Source organism: Acutalibacter sp. 1XD8-36, from assembly GCF_009917525.1.
In the GTDB taxonomy this organism is placed as follows: domain Bacteria; phylum Bacillota; class Clostridia; order Oscillospirales; family Acutalibacteraceae; genus Acutalibacter.
Map to the genome: position 1 here is coordinate 20,253 of NZ_QZDU01000001.1, position 21,652 is coordinate 41,904.

Consider the following 21,652-nt stretch of genomic DNA (forward strand, 5'->3'; position numbering starts at 1 on the left):
GCCGTTATGGGTTGTGGCAAAACCTTAACAGCTATCGCCGTAGCCGGAACCGGCTACAAGCTGGGCCACCTGAAGCGGGTGCTCATCGTGGCCCCCACCAGCGTGTGCGCCGTGTGGCCCAAAGAGTTTCAAGAGTACGCCGACTTTCCCTACACCGTGCGTACCCTGCTGGGCACCAAAGCCCAGCGCCTTAAGGAACTGGACGACCTGGAGAAGTGGCCGTTCCCGGCCCTGCAGGTGGCGGTGATAAATTATGAGAGTACATGGAGAGAGGGCATATTTGAGCGCCTGCAAACCTTTGATGCCGACCTCATAATATGCGACGAAAGCCAGCGTATCAAGACCCACGATGCCACCCAGAGCAAGGCAATACATAAGCTGGGTGACCAGGCCCGGTATAAGCTTATCCTCTCCGGCACCCCGGTACAGAACGACGCAATGGATATTTTCAGTCAGTACCGCTTTTTAGACCCCACTATCTTCGGCCAGAATTACTATACTTTCCGCAACCGCTACGCCGTGATGGGAGGCTTTAACAAAAAGCAAGTGGTAGGCTATCGGGACATGGACGAGCTCATCCGCAAGGAACATTCCATCGCCTACCGGGTCACCAAAGAAGAAGCGGTGGACCTGCCCGAGCAGACCTTTGAAAACAGGATAGTTGCCCTGGGCAAGAAAGAGCGGGGCATTTACAACCAGCTAAAGCGGGACAGCGTGGCCCAGCTGGAGGGCGGCGGCCAGGTGACGGCCACCACGGTGCTGACCCGGCTCCTGAGGTTACAGCAGTTCACAGGGGGCTTTCTGGTGGAGGATGAAGCCACAAAGCCCCAGCTGGTGAGCCGGGGTAAGCTGGACGCACTCGCCGACATCCTCCACGACTACGTGCTGGAGGGCCGCAAAAAGCTGGTGATCTTCGCCCGGTTCATCCCAGAGGTGATGGAGATCATCAAGCTCACAGGGGATATGCTGGGCAAGGCCGGGAAACAGTGTGTGTCCATCTATGGGGACATCCCCAAAGAGCAGCGGGGTGAGATAGTCCGGCAGTTCCAGACCGACCTGGACACGATGGCGTTCGTAGGTCAAATAGATACGGCGGGTACCGGCATCACCCTGACCGCCGCCGACACCTGCGTGTATTACTCGGTAAATTTCAACTACGCCACCTACAGCCAGAGCCTCAGCCGGATCCATAGGATCGGGCAGAAGAACCGCTGTACATACATCCACCTGGTGACGGAAAAGACCGTGGACGAGACCATTCTCAAGGCTCTGGCCCGGAAAGAGGACCTTGCCAAAACGGTAGTAGACGATTGGAGGCGGCTGTTTGACTGATGGATGAGAGAAGTGTAAAAGCCAGCCTTAACCAGCGTGTTCGACTCCCAGATGGTATCGAGTACAAGTTTGTGGCGGCTATCATCAATAAAAATGAGGACACTGGCGAGTATTGGTATCAAGCAAAACTAAAAGACCTGAAAGCGCACAGTTCATATAGAATATGCAAGCTGGAGGAGGTGGAGGTGGTAGATTGATACATTTAGGCGACATCACCGCCATAGACGGCCGCAACACGCCCACGGTGGACGTGGTAATCGGAGGCTCACCCTGTCAGGATCTTAGCATAGCTGGCAAGAGGCAGGGGCTCTCAGGAGAGCGCAGCGGGCTGTTTATGGAACAGATCAGAATCATAAAGGAGATGAGGCAGACAGATGCAGAACGCGGGCATAGGGGCCGGTTCATCCGCCCCCGGTACATGGTGTGGGAGAACGTCATCGGAGCACTTAGCAGCAACAAATCCGCCGACTTCCAGGCCGTCCTCGAGGAAACCGCGAAAATTGCGGATCCGGCCGCCGTTATACCTGGACCTCCAAAGGGCAAGTGGACTACCAGCGGATGCGTCATGGGAGACGGATGGTCGATCGCTTACCGAGTTCTCGATGCTCAGTTTTGGGGAGTGCCCCAGCGTAGACGTAGAATCGCGCTTGTCGCAGATTTTGGAGGACAAGCCGCACCAGAAATACTCTTTGTCCGCAAAAGCGTGTGCGGGGATATTGAACCGGGCCAGCCGGAGGGGGAAACCCCTGCCACCGGAACTGGAGGCAGCGCTGATTCTGCAGTCACGCTTAGAATGAGGGCCGGGTGTGAGGGCGGTGGCAAGGGAGCGCTCCTTCAGATAGAGAAGTCCGGCACCCTCGCCTGCCACAATGACCAGGCGCTTTTTACCGCCGAGCCTGCAGAGGGGCAGCAGTACCCTTGTGTATTAACTGACAACCTTCCCCCAGCTACACAGGAAAAGGTGTGGAGCCTGCAGGGCAACGCCGTGGATCGGGAGGTAGGTATGAACGGCTCTGGCATTTCAGATGGCCCCATGTACACCTTGAATACAGTAGACCGCCATGCGGTATTGTGCCTGAACGATCAGGGCGGCAGCTTGATGGATGTCAGCGCCGACAAGGCTGGTACCCTCCGGGCAGAGGCCCACGGCCACCAGCCGGTCGTGTGCGCCGGATTCAAGCCCTTTGCGGGAGCAAAAGCCGGGAGTATAGGCTATCAGCCGGAGCAGGCCCCCACCCTCACGGCAGAGCAGGAATGCGCCGTGTATGAGAACCACGGCCAAGACAGCCGCCTGACGGGACCTCTGGACGTGGCTCCCACGGTAGCCCGGCAGTTTGGCACAGGTGGGAACAACACCCCACTGGTGATGGCTACAGGGCAGGCCAATGCAGAAATCACAGCGGATGCCTGCCCCACCCTCAACTGCAACCATGAACAGCCTATCGTGGCGCACACGCTTCGTGCAAAAGGAAATATTGCAATGCGGGCAGATATGGAAACATACCCAATAACAAATAGGGTTGTGCGCCGCCTGACGGAGCTGGAGTGTGAGAGGCTCCAGGGCTTCCCGGATGGTTGGACAGACATCGGCCCCTGGGTGGACAGCAAGGGCAAGCGGCACAAGGAGTGCACCGCCAGCGCCCGCTACACGGCCCTGGGCAACTCCATCGCCATACCGCCCTGGGCTTGGGTGCTCAAACGCCTGTGCGCCTGCTACGAGCGCCCCGCAACGATGGCCAGCCTCTTTGACGGGATCGGCGGGTTCCCGCTGATCTGGGAGCGGCTCAACGGCCCCGGCACCTGCCTGTGGGCCAGCGAGATAGATGAGTTTGCTATAGCGGTGACTAAGTTTAGATTCGGAAAGGATGAATAATTTATGCCGAAATAGTGTGAGGGCACATTGACGGTACAAAGACACATAGAGATAGGAGAAAAGGAGACAAACCATGATTACAGAGAAAGAGCGCAAGAGCCACGAGGAGCTTTTCAAGCTCATGCAGGATAACCCGGATTTGCCTGTTATTCCATTTGTAGACGGCGAGATCGTTGCTGGAGACGATTTCGGGATATGGATGGGGAGCTGGGGTACCTCTTGTGTGGACGAATATCTCATCCCACCACAGAACTATAAGCCTGTAATCTTCAAAAGCGATGATGATGTATTTGACACTTTGGAGAAATTTCTTCCCGGCGAGGAATTTGACATACTTCCAGAGAGTGAGGAGGAGTGCCGAAAAGTTTTCGATGCGCTCCCATGGACAAAGGCCATTGTCGTTAACATCGACTTGCCGGGTTAAGGAGCACAGCCAAATCATGAGTAAACTGTTCCCCCGCGGCTGCACGATTTTCAACTGCGACCGCCGACATGGCAACTACTGCTGCGCCGACTGCGGCTACAAGAAAGCCTGCCAACCTGGCGCAAGCCAGCGTTGCAGGCCATGTAAAAACAGCCCGGAAAAGTGTGGGCTGGTAAAGCCACAAGTAACTACCAAAAAGAAAAGGAGTTCAACAAAATGAAGAAAAGGATTATTACTATTATACTCGCCACTGTTATGGTCTTTGCACTTGCCGGGTGCCGGGAATCGGAAAAAGTGGCTTACAACGTATCTCAGCAGGCGGACAATTTCAACATAACCCGGCGGTTGGTAGCTATTAACACCCGCACAGACAAGCCCGTGTTGGAGGTTATCGGGAACTTTGCCATACTGAACAATTCCGCCAATGAACTGGAAGTAGTGGTAGAGGTTGACAAAGGGCGCTATAAAAAGCACCTGGTATACCTGAACGAGTGGATCACCTACACAGTAGAGGACTTGAGCGGCGTGTTTGCCGACCCTTACCACTATGAGGTAAACTTCCTGCCGCAGATGATCCAGCCTTTCACGGTGATTTCAGATGATTAAGGAGTGACAACCATGCCCGAACTGCAATACATAGAAGTGACGAGTCTCTCCCCCCACCCAGACAACCCCCGCAAGGAGATTGGAGACGTGTCCGAGCTGGCGGAGAGCATCAAGCAAAACGGTATCCTCCAGAACCTGACAGTGGTGCCTAACATGGTGACTGGTAATATCACTGGGGAAACGTGGCAGCGTGGCTACATGGTGATTATCGGCCACCGGCGGCTGGCGGCGGCAAAAGCGGCGGGCCTCAAAAAGGTACCCTGCGTGGTAGCCGATATGACCCCCAAAGAACAGCTGCAGACCATGCTCCTGGAGAATATGCAGCGCTCTGACCTGACGGTATACGAGCAGGCCCAGGGCTTCCAGATGATGCTGGACATGGGCAGTACGGTGGAGGAGATCGCAGAGAAGTCCGGTTTCTCCCAGACTACGGTCCGGCGGCGGGTGAAGATGATGGAGCTGGATCAGGACAAGCTCCGAGAGGTGAGCAAGCGCCAGCTCTCCCTGGCCGACTTTGACAAGCTGGCCCAGATTGAAGATATTAAGGTCAGGAACCAGTGCCTAGATAAGATGGGTACCCATGACTTTAACCAGAGCATCACCTGGGAGTTGAAGCGGCAGGCTACCAAGAAAAAGCTGCCTGCTGCAAGGAAACTGCTGAAAAAGCTAGGGGCCAAAGAATTGCAGAATTGCGAAACCTGGGGCAACGCTTACGACAGTATCAGTGGATATATTTACCTTGCCGATTGGGAAGAAGATACACCCCTGTTTGACAAGAAGTACAGCGGCCAGCTTTTCTACACACTGGATAAGGACAGCGGCAGCCTTCGGTTCTTTGAAAAGCACAAGCGGGCCGCGCCGGAGAAGAAATCTCCCGAGCAGCGGGCCAGGGAGAAGTGCATCGCTGACGCCTGGGCCGTTATTCGCGAGCAGGCGGCGGTGGCCTATCAGCTGCGCAGCGATTTTGTGAAAGGGCTGCATTATACTCAAAAGAACGCCAATTTGATTCTAAAGGGTGCATTGACCTACGGTGTGCTGGACGCTACCGTTTACTCCTATTCCAACGGAGAGGCAATCAAAAAACTACTAGGAGTGGACCCTAATTATTATGCGCAGGACCGGGCGTCAAAGCAAATGGCCGCTTTCCATGCCGCTGACCCTGAGATTTATCCGGCGCTGATTTACGCATTGTTTAACGACGGGCCAAAGGAGTGCTACTCCGGCAGCTATGAGAAGATATTCCCGGAGCACAGCCATTCCGTCAAGCTGGATAGCTTATATTCCTGGCTCACCTCCCTGGGCTATGAGATGTCCGACGAGGAAAAGGCCATGCAGGATGGAAGCCATGAGGTGTTCCGAAAGGAGGCGCAATCATGACGGAACAGGAAGCCAGCAGAATCCGCTCCGCATACTGCAATGGTTTTCAATATCCATTCGGCGGCGGGTTTGTGGAAAAATGCGACATGGACGAAGTGAACCGAACCGCAGAATTGCTTGACGAGGCCATCAAAAAGCAGATACCACAGCACCCTATCTTGGTGAACAACCATCAAAATCGGCCTTCCCCCTGTTATGAGTGCCCAACTTGTCACGGCAGTTTCACCGGGACAGAGAATGTGGCCTACTGCTACCACTGTGGTCAGGCGCTGAACTGGGATAAAATTCTAATACAATGAAAGGTGATGCACATGGAACTGCTCGAAATGCTCAGCAATTACCAAGCCCTGCTGGAGAAAAAGGACGCCCTCGCCAAGCAGACCAAAGACAACAACGCCGCTATCGAGGCGGCAAAGGAGCAGATCACCCAGCAGATGATTGACGATGACTGCCCCAAAATCAGCACCGGGGGTTATAGCTTTAGCCTCCAGGAGAAAACCATCTACAGTAAGCGCAGCGAGGCCGATATGGCCGCAGACGGCGTGGATTTCTTTGACACGCTCCGCGAGGAAGGCCTGGGGGATATCATCAAGGAAACTGTGACCACCCAGACACTGGGCTCCACCATGCGGGCCTATGTAGAGGAACATGGCGCTCTCTCTGACGCGCTGGGCAAGGTTATCAACACCTATGAAACCTTCGACATCTACCGGAGGAAAGACACTAAGAAAGGCGGTAAAGCAGTATGAATGGAAACGTCGTTACTATGACTGGGGAGCAGTTGGAACAGGCCGCGGCAGAAGCCAAGAGGCTCATGGAGGAAAGCTGCGGCCAGATGGCCATAGATATGACCCTTGCCAGTGACCGGGATATGAAAGAAAATCTGGAAACCATCATCGAATTTCGGCTTCAAACCCTTCTGGGGGCCTATCCCCCACCCTTTGATGTTCGCAACCGGCACGAGGCGTATGGCATCGCGGCGGAGAATTTCTGCCAGGCGAATGCCAGCGTCAAAAAGATTCGCGGGGATATGGGCCTGCTCCTAACTACTCTGGGCGACCCTAACCGGCCCGCTCTGGAAGCCGTGGGTTCCCTACTCAATAGCGCCACCCTGGCCGCGTTGGATGCGATCACGATGGCTGCTGAAATGAAAAAGGCAATGACAGACCTCTACGCCGCCGAGCGCAGTGAACCCACACCACTTGAGGAATTGGCTGAAGGTGGCGGCTTCGAGGAAGCGGAAGAACTGGAAGATATGGACGCAGACACCGATTTTGATGAGGAGGACGAATAATTATGGCAAAGAAAAACGAACTGGCGGTGCTGGACACCTTTAAGCTGGCGAACCCCTATGAGGGCATGGATCCGGAGCTTTTGGCCGAACTGGAGGATGAACTGGACGATCTGGACGATGAAAGCGGCATCACCTGCCGCCGCATCAAAATGCCCAGCGGCGGCGCCCTGGCTTTTGAGGTTCAGGGGGAGGACGAGGATGATGTGGAGTACGTCAAAGAGTTGCAGGGGGTGATCCTCTACACCCACAGAGTCAACGGCTATTGGAGCAAGGCCCTGGGGGACGGTGAGGGCGGTAGCCCGCCGGACTGTTCCAGCATGGATGGGAAAATGGGTATCAACACCACCACCGGAGAGTGCATCAGCTGCGACACCTGCCCTCTGAATCAGTATGGCTCCGACCCCAGGGGCGGCGATGGAAAAGCCTGCAAGAATATGCGCCGCCTGTACTTGATGGTCAGCGGCGACCCTAACTGCTACCTGCTCACCGTGCCGCCCACCTCCATCAAGGATGTGAATAAGAAACTGCGCGCTCTGCTCACCAGTGGTACCCCTTACATCGGCATGGTGGTCAGCATAAAGCTGACAAAGGAAACCAACAAGGGCGGCGTGGATTATGCCAAAATCGTGTTGAACAAGGCCGGCCTTTTGCCTGCGGGTGTGGTTGCCCAGGCCAAAGAGCTGCGCCGCCAGATGAAGGATAAGTTTAAGGAGATGTCCATCAATGCGGCTGAGTATAACGCACCGCAGGGGGATCCGCTTGATATCAACTCCGATGATGACCTCAATGAAATCTTCACGGATCGGGTGGAGGAAACGCCCCTGGCTCCAAATTTTGAAGATGCGCCGCCCTTGCCTGACGATGACAACCTGCCCTTCGCGTAAATAAGCTAGGCCGCACAGGGAGCAGTTGCTCAGCTTTACGAGCCTGCTCCCTTGCGCGGCATTATATCAAGAAAGTGGGGCGACCACATGACGAGCCGAGACTCCATCAATATAGATCAGCTGGTAGATTACAAAACTGAATACAGTCAGGTGGTCAAACACGCACAAATCAGCGGGGACAAGCTGCGCGGGCGCTGCCCTTTCCATGATGACCAAAATAACAGCTTTTCTGTAGACTTGAAAACTGGTCTATGGACGTGTTTTACCGAGGGGCTGAGCGGCAATTATCTGGATTTTTATGCTAAGCTCCACAACACGGACACAAAAACGGCCTATAAGGAAATCCTACGCCAGCACCACATAGACCTGCCCCGGCGGGAACGCAGGAACAAGCTCACCCAATATACACTGAAACAGTATGCCTTTGAAAAACACCTGCCGGAAGATTGGCTCCGAGAGCGCTGCGGCCTGACCGATGGCAGCGACTACAACCGTAATACTCATGAAAGCACCGCCTATCTGAAGATTCCATTCTGGGATGAACAAAAAGAGCTTGTCACCTACCGTAAACGCTTTGCCTATAAGGAATTCCGCTGGAAACTTGGCAGCCACACCATTTTATACGGCCTGTGGCGATTGCCGGAATACAGGGAGAAACAGTCGGCCATTTTGGTGGAGGGCGAGAGCGACACTCAAACGCTCTGGTACCTGGGCCTGCCCGCCCTGGGGGTAGCTGGGGCCCAGAATTTCAAGCCGGAGCAAGCCCCCGCTTTGGACGGCATGACCCTGTATCTCCACCGAGAGCCGGATGGCGGCGGCGATACCTTTATAGCTAAAACCTGCAGGGGGCTGCGGGAGGGCGGTTTTTCCGGGACGGTCAAGGTCTGGTCGTGTAAGCCATTCGGCGTGAAGGACCCCAGTGACCTGTACATGAAACACGGCAAGGAAGAATCAGCCCGGCTTATCTGCCAGGCATTGAAAGCGGCTGAAGAAATCGACTATACCAAGGACCCGGAGCCCGAGGGCCTAGAGGGCGCACCCATTGCCCTGCAGTGTCCGTCCGGCTGGGGCATGAGCGAGGGCGGAATCCGGGAGTACAATGACAAGAAGGGAACCTCAGAGTTGATCTGCCGCACACCCATTCTGCTGACCAAGCGGATCCGCTCAATGGACAGCGGGGAAGAAAAGATAGAGATAGCTTTCCGTCGGGATGGCCGTTGGCTCACCTCGGTGTGGCCCCGCTCCACGGTGTTCTCCTCCCGGTCCGTGCTGGCCCTCTCCGAACTGGGGTGTACGGTTACCAGCGAGAACGCCAAACAGGTGGTGAAGTTCCTGGGGAGCTTAGAGGGGGAGAACCTGGACAAGATACCCTCTGTGCAGGCCACCGGGGTGCTGGGCTGGAAAAGCCCAAGCGCTCCGGGGGAGCACTGGAAGTTCATGCCCGGCCACGATGATGGCCTGGCACTGGACTGCGACCCCACCATGCAGGCTGCTGCTGCGGCTTACCATGAGAGCGGCACTCTCGAGGGCTGGCTTGTGGCCATGCGGCCCCACAGGGAGAGGAACAAGTTCCGGTTTATTTTGGCCTCGGCCTTTGCGGCACCGCTGCTGAAAATCACCCGGCAGCGCAATTTCCTTACTTACAACTGGGGCGGCTCAAGAGGCGGCAAGACGGCGGCCTTGCAGGCTGGCATGTCCGTGTGGGGCGAACCGGAAAAGCTCATGGTCAGTTTCAACACCACCGCCGTGGGCCTGGAGCGCCGGGCGGGGCTGTGCTGTGACCTACCGATGGGCATAGACGAACGGCAGCAGGCCGGGGACAAGCAGGGCCTCCTGGAGCAGCTAGTCTATATGCTGGCCAACGGTACCGGCAAGGTGCGGGGCTCAAAGGGCGGTGGCTTGCAGTCGGTGTACCAGTGGCGGACGGTGGCCCTCTCAACCGGCGAGGAACCATTGACCGTGGAAACCAGCAAGGGTGGTGTCTCCACTCGCGCCCTGCAAATCTACGGCCCTCCCTTTGAGGACGAGCAGAGTGCCAGCGCCATGTACGGCCAGGTGGCGGAGAACTACGGCACGGCGGGGCCAGCGTTTATCAAGCGGCTGGTAGAGATGCCCCAGGAGGATGTGCAGGCCGCATTCGGGGAAATGCGGGACTATGTGCAGAGCCTTAGCGACGGCAAAAATGGCGCGCACACGGCGGCAATCGCGCTGGTGGCCCTGGCCGATGCCATGATAGATACCTGGCTCTTTGAGAGCCGGGAAGAGGTAGATATTGCCCCGGAGAGCTGGGCGCGGGCTAAAGCGATGGCCGCTGACATCCTGGAACAGCAACAAGCCGGCGGCTCCGGCGATGTGAATGAGAACGCGGTGCAGTTCATTGTGGACTGGGTGCTGGCAAACAAAGCATTTTTTAACCCCCAGACTATAGGCACCTGCTATGGCATGATGAGCAGCGAGGGGGAGGTGGCCTACATATTCCCATCCGTCCTGAGTCAAGCGCTGACAAAGGCTGGATTCTCAAACCAAAAGACACTACGGTATATGGCGGAGCAGGGGCTGATTGAGCAAACCGCCGAGAAGAAAGCCAATGGAAACATAGTGATGAGAAATACGGTGAAACGCCGTATCGGTGGTAGGCTGGCAAACTTTGTGTGCTTTAATATCGGGCACCTATCTGAAACGACCGATGAAGTGGAGGCCCTGGCCGACGAATATGACCGCTGGGATAGAGATGAGCAACTTCAGACTTCGATGGATCAGCAATGGACGGAAGTAGACGATGATGGAGATTTGCCGTTCTAAGTGTTCCCACTTTCCACAACGATGTTGAAAGTGGGAGCAGGAGTGGGAACACCTCAAGTGCTTCACAAATCTAGTATTTATGCGGCTTCCCGATGTGCTGTTCCCACTGTTCCCACTGTTCCCACCAAAAACATACCAATCTACCAAAAACGCAAAAATGCAAAATCTACACAGATTTCATTGTAATTTTGCAAAAATTCAAAAAGCAGAGGTATATTTTCGGATTGGTGGGAACACCCCGAAAGTAACCTTGCAACCCCAGTAATATCAAGGGAAACCTGCGTTCCCACCAAGTGCTGGAATTGGTGGGAACACTCCCCAAAAACAACTTTTGCAATCGGAGGGACCAAAATGTTGAAAGACAAAAACATACAACGCTTTGAAAATGAACTCAAGAAAATCGAGCGCCCCGGAATCAACCAACTTCTGCGCTACATACGGAACAGCGATTTCTACTCCGCCCCGGCCAGCACCCGGTATCACCTCTCCTGCGAGGGCGGGCTTCTCCAGCACAGCTTGAACGTGCTGGACGCCCTGCGGGGGATGCTCTACCCAGGCCATGAGGGGGCATGGGAATACCTCACGGCTGGCCGGGTGGTGTGTGAAATCCCTGATGAGAGCGTTACTCTCATGGCCCTGCTCCACGACCTGTGCAAGACACACTACTACAAAACCAGCACCCGGAACGTCAAGAATGAGCAGACCGGGAAGTGGGAGAAAGCGCCGTTCTACACGGTGGAGGACAAGATGCCCCTGGGACATGGCTCCAAAAGCGCCATGCTGGCCATGCAGTTTATAAAGCTGACCAACACCGAACTTTATGCCATCTGGCACCATATGGGTTTCACCGAGCAGGGTGCGGACTTCGGCACGGTGGGCCGGGCGATGGAGCTCCACCCGGCAGTGCTTGCTCTGCATACCGCCGACATGATGGCCAGCCGGTTCATGGAGGGCGAGAGCGGGAATAAAGAAGCCTTTGCAGATATGCCCGCCGGGCAGGAAGCGGCAGGGAGTGCAACTGCACCAGCCTCTGACACACCGCAGTTTGAGGAAGCGCCGCCGTTGGCGCCGGGGGCATGAGACAATGAAATACTGTTGCAACAATTGTAAAAATAAGGATTGCCCCGTCAATTCCAAAAACGCGCCGAAGGGAGAACACATTGAGTATGCCGCTCTTTGCGGAACAAAGGTATGCAAGGGCTATGAGAGGCCGTAGGAGGAAGCCAAGCATGATAAATAGGAATGATATTCTCAACAAAAGTCGTGTTTTCACCCTGGAGGAAATACGCGCCTACCTGGAAGCTCAGACCGGCCACCTCCTCTCCGCCGCCCAGGCAGACAAGCTGCTGCGAGACGCACTGCCAAAGGAAAGCTATTTTCAAAGTGCCATCCTCCGCTGGCTGAGGGAGAACTACCCCGCCGCTTTCGTGTGGAAAGTACAGACTGGCCCCTATGCCCGTCAAGGAGTGCCCGATATCTGTGCGGTGATAGACGGCCGTTTCTATGGCTTTGAAGTCAAGCGACCCTATGTGGGCAGGCTGTCCTGCATCCAGCAGGCCACGATAGAGGCCATAGAAAAAGCCGGGGGCCAGGCCGGGGTGGTTACCTGGCCGGATGATGCCCGAAAATTGATCGAGAACAAATAGCAAAGATAGGGGGAATCAACTTGACAAGGGAACTTTTGGAGGATTATCCACACATCTGCGCAGAGATTCAGGATCTGGAGCGCGAAATGAGCGAACCGGTTTCAGATACGGTCTCCGGCAGCGGGTTGAATTTTCCCTATACACAGCACACGGTTTCTATCAGAGGCGTGCCCCCGGAATTGGCCGTGTTAAAGGCCCAAAAAGAGGCCGAAAAAGAGGAAATAGAGCAGTTTATTCAGGGGTTACCTAACAGTAAGCTGCGAAGAATCGTAAAATACAGGGTGATTCACGGCATGAGTTGGGAACAAGTCGCTGCAAAAATGGGGCACCGGGTATCAGTAGACTCCGTGAAGTACCATTATTATAGCCTCTGGAAAAACTAAAAATATTTCCTCACTTTTCACACGAAACACACCTTTCACGCGAATCACACGATATAATAAATACTAGGGCCCGCAGATAGTAGGCCCCATCCATGTGGTTGACCTCCTTTCCCTGCAGCGCCCTGTGCCTTCGACTTGGCAAAGCCAACGTCGGGTGCAGGGCGCTGTAGGTTATCCCGGAGGCTACCCCAAAAAGCACGCCCCCATATAGCGGGGCCGTGTATAGCCCCGAATATCCGGGGGGTATATAGGGGCCTGTATATGGGGGGCTATTCTGTACACCCCCATAGCAGAGGGCCACCAGAACCCTGCCAGTGTGAGGGACAACGCACATACACACAGGCCCTGGCCATAGGGGCCATGCCATATGCCGTACCATAGCGCACAGCAAGCGCAGTACATGAGAGGACGCACAGCAGAGCCATTGACAAGGCCGCTGACAGACAGCATACACAGGGAGAGGCGAGTACACATGAGAGGCCCAAGAGGGCCGCCTGAGCGCGTCTGTGAGCGCACTAGGGGGTAGGGGGCCGTAGGTACTACTTACCCCAGGCACCCGTTGCGGCCGCGTGAGCCCGCGGTTTTCGTGCATGAAAACATTTTTGAAAATGCCACTTCGCTTCGTTCAACATTGGCTTTGCCAAGTTGACCCCTTATTTTGCCCCTCCAAAGGAGCCCAGCCATGAGAAAAGTAATCGCCATAGATTTTGACGGGTGCCTCTGCTCCAACGCCTATCCCCACATCGGCAAACCTAACTGGAGGGTGATAGCCGAGGCCCTGATTGCCCAGAAATCCGGCGCGGCCCTGATCCTTTGGACCTGCCGGGAGGGGGATGAGCTCCGGGAGGCGGTAGACGCCTGCCGCCGGTGGGGCCTGCGGTTCGACGCCGTAAACGAAAGCCTGCCGGAATGGGCGGCCGCCTTTGGCACCGCTCCCCGCAAGGTGGGGGCAAGCGAGTATTGGGATGACAAGGCGGTGAACAAGGCCCCCGATCAGGATGACCTCAGCGGTTTTGTGATTGAGGAAGTCACGCGCCGCTTCATAAACGCATTTGACGCCGCCCAGCCCCTCCCGGAGGAAGCCCGGAAAACCCGCAAGGCAGTTTTGCAGGCCCTGGAAAACCTCTCGGAGATTTGGCGCAGGGGCGAGTAAAGGAGGCACCGATATGGATTCTATGAACAAAACCGCCGGAGCCGATATGCGGATGGAAGTCCGCAAACTTAGTGACCTTATCCCCGCGGACTACAACCCCCGGGAACCCCTGGCCCCCGGCAACCCAGAGTACGAGGCCCTGAAGAAAAGCATCCAGGAGAACACCTATGTGGAGCCCATCGTGGTGAACTTCGACGGCACAATAATCGGCGGGCATCAGCGCCGCACGGTAATGATGGACCTGGGCTATACCGAGGCCAGTGTGGTCGTGGTGAATATCCAAGACAAGAATAAAGAGCGCATGGCCAACCTTGCCCTCAACAAAATCTCCGGGCGGTGGGACACCGAGAAGCTGAAGGAGATTCTGGTGGGCCTGGACTTGGACGGTTACGACTTCGGCGCTGCGGGCTTCACCCGGAATGAGCTGGAGGATCTGATCCAGGCGCTGGACATCCCCGATGAAGCTCAGGATGATGAATTTGACCCGGACGCCGCTGCGGCTGAGATTCAGACACCTGTCACCAACCGAGGCGACGTCTGGCAGCTGGGCAAGCACCGGCTCCTGTGCGGCGACGCCACCCTGAAAGAGGATGTGGCCACGCTCATGGCCGGGGCGGAGCTTGACTTGCTGGTCACAGACCCTCCCTACAACGTGGACTATGGCGGCAAGGCCGTGTTCCTGGAGAACTATCTGGGGCAGACCGGCCCCAGAGCTACCAGCGAGATAAAGAATGACAAGATGAGCTCCGCCGCGTTTTATAAGTTCCTCCGGGCGGCGTTCCGCTGTGCCTTTGACGTGATGAAAAAGGGCGCTGCGGCTTACATTTTCCATGCGGAAAGCACAGGGACTAAGTTCCGGGAGGCGTTCAGCGACTCCGGCTTTAAGCTATCCCAGTGCCTTATTTGGGAAAAGTCCAGCTTTGTGCTGGGCCGGCAGGATTACCAGTGGCGGCATGAACCCATTCTGTACGGCTGGAAAGAGGGCGCGGGCCATTATTTTATACACGACCGCTCCCAGGACACCGTTCTGCTGGAGGATGAGCCGGACTTTAAGAAGATGAGCAAGCAAGAGCTGCGGGCCTTTGTGGAGGGGTACATCAAGCAGTATAAAGACCTGACCACCGTTCTCTATGAGAAACGGCCCAGCAAAAACGATATGCACCCCACCATGAAGCCGGTCCCCCTGGTGGGCAGGCTGGTAAACAATTCCAGCAAGCCGGGGTGGCGTGTGGGTGACTTTTTCGGTGGCAGCGGATCCACGCTCATGGCCTGTGAGCAACTGGGCCGCACGGCCTACCTTATGGAGCTGGATGAGCGCAACTGCGATGTTATTGTCCGGCGCTGGGAGGAATACACCGGGGAGAAAGCGGTCAAAACGGCGCCATCGGAGGCTGGACAATGAGCCGCCGGCAGCGGAATCTTGCGCTTGATACCCTGGAATTGATTCTGGAAGGAGTTGAACTGATCGTGAGTGCAGACGGAAATATCACCGGCGGCTCTATGTACCCCACCCGCACCATCGCCAAGCTGTTCGGTGTGACCGACCGGCACATCCAGCAGCTGACAAAGGACGGTGTGCTCCCGGCCACAGAAACCCCCAGCGGCCGGCAGTATGACTTGGTGCCCACCATTCAAGCCTACATCCGCTACCTGCGGGACGCAGCCCACGGTAAGACCGGATCCGAGAGAGAACAGGAGCTGAAGCAGCAGAAGCTGGAGGCCGACCTGGCCCTCAAGGGCACCCAAAACGAGCTGCACCGCCTCAAACTTGATATCGCGGCGGGCAAGTACATCCCTGTGGAAGAAGCCACTCTGGACTATGCCCGGTTCTTCGTGGCCTTTAAAAAGTTTGCTCTGTCCCTGCCGGGGCGGCTCATCAGCCGGATCGGCGGGGTAGTGGAGCCTACAGAGGCCCGGCGCATTGAAAAGGAACTGCAGGGGGATGTGACCAAGCTGCTCCGGGCATTCGTGGTGGCCGGGGTGGATGAGAGCCAGGTGCAAGGGACTGGTGCAAAATGAACCGTAAACCCCGGATACGCAAGTACCCGGTGACGGACTATCAGCGCAAGGCTCTGGAAAGCCTCATGCCCCCGGAGGACTTGACGGTTTCTGAATGGGCGGAGAAGTACCGTATGCTGGACAGCAAGACCTCGGCCCTCCCCGGCCCCTGGCGCAATGAGATGACGCCGTACCTGGTGGGCATTATGGACGCGCTGCTGGACTATGAGACGGAGGAAATCGTGCTGTGCAAGTCGGCCCAGCTGGGCGGCACCGAGGCGATTCTCAACGCTCTGGGCTACATCATACAGCAGGATCCCTCCCCCACTCTTGTGGTGTATCCTTCCGACGTGCTGGCGGAGAGTATCTCCAAGAACCGTATTATCCCGATGGTGCAGACTTCGCCTACGCTTCGGGAGCGGTACCAGCCTTTTGAAAGCAAAAAGCTGGAGCTACAGTTTGACGGGATGTATCTCAGCCTGGTGGGCTCCAATTCCCCCTCGAACCTGGCCAGCAAGGCCATCCGTTTTCTGTTTCTGGATGAGGTGGACAAATACCCCGGGGCCAGCGCAAAGGAAGCCGACCCTATCGCCCTGGCAAGGGAGCGCACAAAAACCTTTGGCAATCGGAAAATCTTCATCACCAGCACCCCCACCATCACCACAGGCCATGTGTGGAAAGCCTTACAGAACTGCGACATGGAGAAACACTACTTTGTGCCGTGCCCCCACTGCGGGGAGATGATAGAATTCAAATGGGCAAACCTCAAGTTTCCCAATGATGAGGGTATGAGCTATGTTGACCGGGCGGAGCTGGCGGTGTACGCTTGCCCGGAGTGCGGCGGGGTCATTACTGACCAACACAAGGGGCAGATGCTTAGGCTCGGGGAGTGGCGGGTGGTCAAGCAGCACAGCCCCCACGGAAAGCGGGTGGGCTTCTGGATCAACACCTTTTACTCCCCCTTCGTGCGGTTCGCGGATATCGCAAAAGAATATTTTAAGAGCCGCCATGACCCGGAATCCCATCAGAACTTTGTCAACTCCTGGATGGCAGAGCCCTGGGAGGACACGGCCCTCAAAACCGATGCCGACCTGGTGCTGGAACGCCAGACCCATGTGCCGGAGCTGGTGGTGCCCGCCTGGGCCAAGCTGCTCACCGGCGGTGTGGACGTGCAGAAAACCTGTGTGTATTGGACCATCCGGGCCTGGGGCAGTTACCTCACCTCCCAGAATATTGCCCACGGCCAAGCCCTTAGCCTTGCGGACGTGGAACACGTCATGAACCTGCAGTACCAGCGGGAGGATGGAGGCGCTCCGATGGTGGTAAACCTGTGCCTGATCGACAGCGGCTACGATACCGATATGGTGTATGACTTCTGCTCGGAAAATTCCGAGTGGGCCCTGCCCAGCAAGGGCGCCAGCGGGGCCATGAACGACCACTACCGCATTACCCAGGTGAACCGGCCCACCAGCCGGGCCCACGGTATGCAGATGGTGCTGGTAAATACCGGGCTGTATAAGGACATGATTGCGGGCCGGATGCACAAAAAGAACACAGACAAGGGCAGCTGGATGGTGTATCAGGGGTGTGACCGGGAGTATGCCGAACAGGTCACCGCCGAGCATAAGGTCAATGTACGCTCCGGGAAAAAGAATGTGCTGACCTGGGTGCAGAAAAACTCCCACGGCGATAACCATTATCTGGACTGCGAGGTGTATGCTGCCGCGTCGGCTGACATTTTGGGCGTCCGGGAATTGTACCTGGAAGATATTGCCCAGGCCCCGGCGACCCCGGAGCCGGCCCCCGCGCCGGAGGAAGAATGGATCAAGAGCCATGAGAATTGGATATAAGGGTGTGTGTATGACGTTGCCCTGCGGGCAAGTCAACGAGTTTTCCTGCGGAAAACTCCATAAGGATGGTGAATTGTATGGAAAATACCAATGAGGGCATGGCTATCAACCTGGAACGGTTCTCCAATTCGGAGCTGCTTTCTTATGTAGACGATGCCATCCTGAATATCTTGGTAGGCGGCCAGAGTTACAAGCTGGGAAGCCGGAGCCTGACAAGGGCCGACCTTTCCCTTTTGCGGCAGATGCGGAATGAACTGCTGGCGCAGGAAAACGCCGATGCAGATGGGTGCCTTCTCCCCGGAACAGTGGCCGCATTTTTTGAGGGACGGTGATGCGCATGAATATAATTGACCAAGTTGTAAGCTGGTTCAGCCCCCAGCGCGGCTTTGCCCGGCAAGCGTGGCGGGACGCTCTGCGCCATTACGACGCGGGGGACGATTCCCGCTTGAACGCCAACTGGCGAGCTATCAACACCAGCGCGGAACAGACCGACCGCTACAGCCGGGACACCGTTAGGGCCCGCGCCCGCGACCTGGAACGCAACTCGGATATGCTCAATGGAGTGGTGGGGGCCTTCGTCCGCAATGTGGTGGGCGGGGGCTTTACTCTTCAGGCGGAAACTGGGAACCCTGACCTGAACCACGAGATAGAAAAGCTCTGGGCCCAGTGGTGCAAAAAGCGCAACTGCGACGTCACCGGCACCCAGAGCCTCAGTCAGATGCTGCGCATGGCCGTGCGCCGGAAAAAGGTGGACGGCGGTATGCTTTTCGTCAAAAGGTACACCGGGGACGGCCTGCTGCCTTTCAAATTACAGGCTATGGAGGTAGACGAACTGGACAGCAGCACCATCGTGGCCAAGCATAAGGGCAACCGTGTGTGCGGTGGCATTGAGTATACCCCATACAATAAGCCCGTGGGCTACTGGTTCCGGCAGTATTCCATTGATGGCATCACGGCCCCTGAGCCGGTGTATATCGATGCAAAGGACGTTATCTTCTACTTCAGCAAGCGCCGCCCCTCCCAGCTTCGGGAAATGAGCGACATGACCCAAACCCTCACCCGCATCCGGGACGCAAACGAATTCATGGTGTCGGAGGATGTGAAGCAGCGGGTACAGGCCAGCATCGCTCTGGCTGTGAAGAAGGTGAACCCCACAGGGGTGGGGCGAACCAGTGGGAGCCTGGGCAAAACCTACTCCCGGCAGATGTTTACCCCCGGCATGGTCACAGAGTTAAATGCTGGGGATGAAATCCAATTGATTAACCCCCAGGGCCAGGCCACCGATGCCGCTACCTACGTTAAGCTGCTCCAGCGGCTGGTGTCCTCCGGCCAGGGCTTGAGCTATGAGGCGGTGGCCCGCGATATGAGCGGCAGCACCTACAGCTCCACCCGGCAGAATCTCATCGAGGACGGCATGACCTATGCGGATGAAGTGGAACTGCTGGTGGAGGTCATCGATGAGATATACGAAACCTTCGTCATTTCGGCCATGCTGGCGGGGAAAATCTCCGCCCCTGATTTCTGGAACCAGAAAGAGGTGTACTTCGCCCATAAGTGGGTGAAGCCGCCCAAACCCTGGATCGATCCGGCGAAGGAGGCCACGGCGGTCATGACCGCGCTAAAAACCGGACAGAAAACCTTCAAGCAGGTGGCAGCTGAGAACGGCGCCGACTGGCGGGATCAGATTGACGATATCGCGGAGGTTTTACAATACGCCCAGGACGAATACGGCCTGGATTTAGGAGGGATGATTTTTGGACAGGCAATGCAGTCAGCTGCGGACAACTCCGCCGGCGAGGATGATACTGACCCCGACAAAGAGGACAGCGATGGAGATGAGCCAGATAAGGACGATGATCCCGATGGCAAGGGCAGCGGAGGCGGAGAAAGGCAATAGTTTCCACCGAGATATGACCGTGTCGGCCATCCGGGCAGAGGAAGGAGAGGGGCGCAAAGTTACCCTCTCCTTTTCCAGTGAGGAACCCTATGAGCGGTTCTTCGGCCCGGAGATCCTCGACCATTCGGAGGGGGCTGTTGACCTTTCCCGGCTTAACTCCATCGGCTGTGTGCTTTACAACCACAACCGGGACAAGGTGATCGGCAAGATCCTCCGCGCCTGGGTGGAGAATGGCCGTGGCATGGCGGAGGTGGAGTTTGACGATGACCCGGAGTCAGACACCATCTACAAAAAGGTGAAGTCCGGCTCCCTCAAGGGGGTGTCCGTGGGGTACATGGTCAATATGAAGGAGTCGGAGGACGTCCGGGCTGGAAAGAAATCTGAGGACGGGCGTTTCACCGGGCCCTGCCGCGTGATGAAGAAGTGGCAGCCTTTTGAAATCAGTATCGTGAGTATCCCTGCCGACAGCACGGTTGGTGTTGGCAGGGATTTAGAAACGGCCCCCGCTGGCGCTCCCCTTTCGGTGTATGAGCGGCAGTTACGAATAAACAAAAATATCATTGGAGGTATGTAAGAATGGGCAGAAAAGCAATTCGGGCGGCAAAGCTGCTGCGCCAGCAGGAGCTTGTGAATGCCGCAAAGGACGCAAACCGCGACCTTACCACGGAGGAAAAGGCAGAGTTCGATTCTCTCCAGAGGGAGATTGACGACCTGACCCGTGAAATCGAGGCGGAGGAAAATGAGCCGGGCGGTGAGCCTGATCCCAACACCCGCCAGATGGTGGATGAGGCCATCGCTGGTGAGCGCCAGCGGGTAGCTGGCATCACTACCATGTGCCGGGGCCTGGGTGTTGACCCGGACAAGTTCATCACCGAGGGCAAGACCCTGGATGAAACCCGCGCCGCCCTGGTGGATCAGATGATCAAGCAGGGCGCTCCCCTGGGTAGTCGCGTTACCGTGGGCGAGAGCGGCGAGGATGAATTCAGGCGGGACGCTGCCGACGGCCTGGTCATGCGGGGTGGCTTGACCCCCGAGGGGGCCGGGAACGGTGCCCGACAGTTCTCCGCCATGAGCCTGCGCGACCTGGCTATTGAGTGCATGGAGCGGGCTGGGGAGGCCGGGGCCCGGCGCATGAGCTCGGATGAGCTGTTCACGGCCATCATGCAGCGGCAATACCTGAACCCCACTGCGGCATTTCCGGCCATTCTGGACAATGCCATTGAAAAGTCCTATGTGGAGGGCCACCAGAAAGCCCCGGTGACCTTTGACCGTTGGACGACCAAAGGCAGCCTGAAGGATTTTAAGGTTCACGACAACAACTATCTGGCCGGGCCCATTGGTGACTTCGAGGAAGTGCCGGAGGGCGGCGAGCTGAAAAACGATAAGCCCGTGGACGCCAAGCTGCCCACCCGGCAGCTCAAGACCTGGGGCAAGCAGTTCACCCTTTCCCGCCAGGCGTTCATTAACGACGATATCGACCTGGTGACCCGGATGCCCGCCCGCTACGCTGCGGCGGCCCGGCGCACCATCAACCGGCATTGTTATCAGGAATTGCTGGGCTTGACCCGTGCGGGCAAGACCGGACAGAAAATCTATGACGGCAAGGCCCTGTTCTGCAGCGACCACAAGAACCAGCTGGCGAATGGCACTGGCATCACCAGAGAGGCTGTGCAGGCCATGATTATGGCCATCGGCACCCAGAAGGACCAGTTCGACCAGGCGATTATCATCCGGCCTGAAGCCTTTATTGTGCCTGTTGGGCTGAGCTTTGACATCTACAGCCTCTTCAACTCTCCTGCCATTCATACCACGGATAACACCCAGGCCGTGAACCCGCTCTACCAGTACCGGGGGCTGGAAGTTATCGAGGACGCCACCCTCAACCAGCTGGCCGGGGAGGGCAACCCTGTACCCTGGTTCCTGACGGGCGCCAAAACTGACACCGCTTTCATCGAGGTGGACTATCTCAACGGCCAGGAGGTACCCAGCATCCGCCGCAGTGAAACGGTAGGCCAGCTGGGCTTTGTGTGGGATATTTTCCTGGACTTCAACATCAACGTAATGGACTATCGTGGGGCTATTAAAAATCCCGGCGTAAAGCTGGAAAGCCCCCTCAATAACGCGTAAGGGAGG

The 21,652-nt window shown here is 56.6% G+C and carries 22 protein-coding genes; all 22 read left to right on the top strand.

Annotation, left to right across the window (positions count from 1 at the left end):
* Positions 1-6: 6 nt before the first annotated feature.
* The 22 genes from D5270_RS00195 (at position 7) to D5270_RS00310 (ending at position 21,646) form a co-directional block, all read left to right on the top strand.
* The gene (locus D5270_RS00195; RefSeq protein ID WP_166542209.1) at positions 7-1,332 is read left to right on the top strand and encodes a DEAD/DEAH box helicase; all 1,326 of its coding nucleotides are present in this window, start codon (positions 7-9) and stop codon (positions 1,330-1,332) included.
* Positions 1,332-1,529: a hypothetical protein gene (locus tag D5270_RS00200; protein ID WP_166542210.1), complete on the top strand. Its 198-nt coding sequence runs from the start codon at positions 1,332-1,334 to the stop codon at positions 1,527-1,529. The genes D5270_RS00195 and D5270_RS00200 overlap by 1 nt, the downstream gene beginning before the upstream one ends.
* Positions 1,526-3,205, top strand: a complete 1,680-nt coding sequence (locus tag D5270_RS16655) for a DNA cytosine methyltransferase (RefSeq protein ID WP_243150019.1) — start codon at positions 1,526-1,528, stop codon at positions 3,203-3,205. The genes D5270_RS00200 and D5270_RS16655 overlap by 4 nt, the downstream gene beginning before the upstream one ends.
* Before the next feature lie 73 nt (positions 3,206-3,278).
* Entirely contained in the window at positions 3,279-3,629 is a 351-nt protein-coding gene (locus D5270_RS00220) for a hypothetical protein (protein WP_166542211.1), read from the top strand.
* A gap of 216 nt (positions 3,630-3,845) precedes the next feature.
* Complete coding sequence (locus D5270_RS00225; RefSeq protein ID WP_166542212.1) at positions 3,846-4,235, top strand: beta-sandwich lipoprotein; 390 nt, start codon at positions 3,846-3,848, stop codon at positions 4,233-4,235.
* Positions 4,236-4,247: 12 nt separating this feature from the next.
* Positions 4,248-5,612 carry a ParB/RepB/Spo0J family partition protein gene (locus D5270_RS00230; RefSeq protein ID WP_166542213.1) on the top strand — a complete coding sequence of 455 codons (1,365 nt, stop codon included), beginning with the start codon at positions 4,248-4,250 and terminating at the stop codon, positions 5,610-5,612.
* Positions 5,609-5,911 (top strand): hypothetical protein, encoded by a 303-nt coding sequence (locus D5270_RS00235; RefSeq protein WP_166542214.1) that lies wholly within the window; start codon positions 5,609-5,611, stop codon positions 5,909-5,911. The genes D5270_RS00230 and D5270_RS00235 overlap by 4 nt, the downstream gene beginning before the upstream one ends.
* A gap of 12 nt (positions 5,912-5,923) precedes the next feature.
* Positions 5,924-6,361: a gp33 family protein gene (locus tag D5270_RS00240; RefSeq protein ID WP_166542215.1), complete on the top strand. Its 438-nt coding sequence runs from the start codon at positions 5,924-5,926 to the stop codon at positions 6,359-6,361.
* A 17-nt stretch (positions 6,362-6,378) separates the two neighbouring features.
* Positions 6,379-6,906 carry a hypothetical protein gene (locus D5270_RS00245; RefSeq protein ID WP_166542216.1) on the top strand — a complete coding sequence of 176 codons (528 nt, stop codon included), beginning with the start codon at positions 6,379-6,381 and terminating at the stop codon, positions 6,904-6,906.
* A 2-nt stretch (positions 6,907-6,908) separates the two neighbouring features.
* Positions 6,909-7,790, top strand: coding sequence for a hypothetical protein (locus D5270_RS00250; protein WP_166542217.1), 882 nt, complete (start codon positions 6,909-6,911; stop codon positions 7,788-7,790).
* An 87-nt stretch (positions 7,791-7,877) separates the two neighbouring features.
* Positions 7,878-10,592, top strand: coding sequence for a DUF927 domain-containing protein (locus D5270_RS00255; protein ID WP_166542218.1), 2,715 nt, complete (start codon positions 7,878-7,880; stop codon positions 10,590-10,592).
* A gap of 351 nt (positions 10,593-10,943) precedes the next feature.
* Entirely contained in the window at positions 10,944-11,672 is a 729-nt protein-coding gene (locus tag D5270_RS00260) for a hydrolase (protein WP_207709263.1), read from the top strand.
* A 149-nt stretch (positions 11,673-11,821) separates the two neighbouring features.
* A complete protein-coding gene (locus D5270_RS00265) occupies positions 11,822-12,238 on the top strand; it encodes a VRR-NUC domain-containing protein (protein ID WP_207709264.1) in 417 nt (138 codons plus the stop codon).
* Between the two features lie 20 nt (positions 12,239-12,258).
* On the top strand, positions 12,259-12,621 hold the full coding sequence (locus D5270_RS00270) for a hypothetical protein (protein WP_166542219.1): 363 nt from the start codon (positions 12,259-12,261) through the stop codon (positions 12,619-12,621).
* Between the two features lie 682 nt (positions 12,622-13,303).
* Positions 13,304-13,774: a hypothetical protein gene (locus tag D5270_RS16660; protein WP_243150021.1), complete on the top strand. Its 471-nt coding sequence runs from the start codon at positions 13,304-13,306 to the stop codon at positions 13,772-13,774.
* Between the two features lie 13 nt (positions 13,775-13,787).
* Complete coding sequence (locus D5270_RS00280) at positions 13,788-15,176, top strand: site-specific DNA-methyltransferase (RefSeq protein ID WP_243150023.1); 1,389 nt, start codon at positions 13,788-13,790, stop codon at positions 15,174-15,176.
* Positions 15,173-15,793, top strand: a complete 621-nt coding sequence (locus D5270_RS00285; protein ID WP_243150025.1) for a hypothetical protein — start codon at positions 15,173-15,175, stop codon at positions 15,791-15,793. Before D5270_RS00280 ends, D5270_RS00285 begins: the two co-directional genes overlap by 4 nt.
* Positions 15,790-17,622 (top strand): phage terminase large subunit family protein, encoded by a 1,833-nt coding sequence (locus D5270_RS00290; protein WP_166542220.1) that lies wholly within the window; start codon positions 15,790-15,792, stop codon positions 17,620-17,622. Before D5270_RS00285 ends, D5270_RS00290 begins: the two co-directional genes overlap by 4 nt.
* Before the next feature lie 77 nt (positions 17,623-17,699).
* Complete coding sequence (locus D5270_RS00295; RefSeq protein ID WP_243150027.1) at positions 17,700-17,954, top strand: peptidylprolyl isomerase; 255 nt, start codon at positions 17,700-17,702, stop codon at positions 17,952-17,954.
* A 5-nt stretch (positions 17,955-17,959) separates the two neighbouring features.
* Positions 17,960-19,519: a phage portal protein gene (locus tag D5270_RS00300; protein WP_166542221.1), complete on the top strand. Its 1,560-nt coding sequence runs from the start codon at positions 17,960-17,962 to the stop codon at positions 19,517-19,519.
* A complete protein-coding gene (locus tag D5270_RS00305; protein ID WP_166542222.1) occupies positions 19,485-20,093 on the top strand; it encodes an HK97 family phage prohead protease in 609 nt (202 codons plus the stop codon). The genes D5270_RS00300 and D5270_RS00305 overlap by 35 nt, the downstream gene beginning before the upstream one ends.
* A 2-nt stretch (positions 20,094-20,095) precedes the next feature.
* On the top strand, positions 20,096-21,646 hold the full coding sequence (locus D5270_RS00310) for a phage major capsid protein (RefSeq protein ID WP_166542223.1): 1,551 nt from the start codon (positions 20,096-20,098) through the stop codon (positions 21,644-21,646).
* The last annotated feature ends 6 nt before the right edge of the window (positions 21,647-21,652 follow it).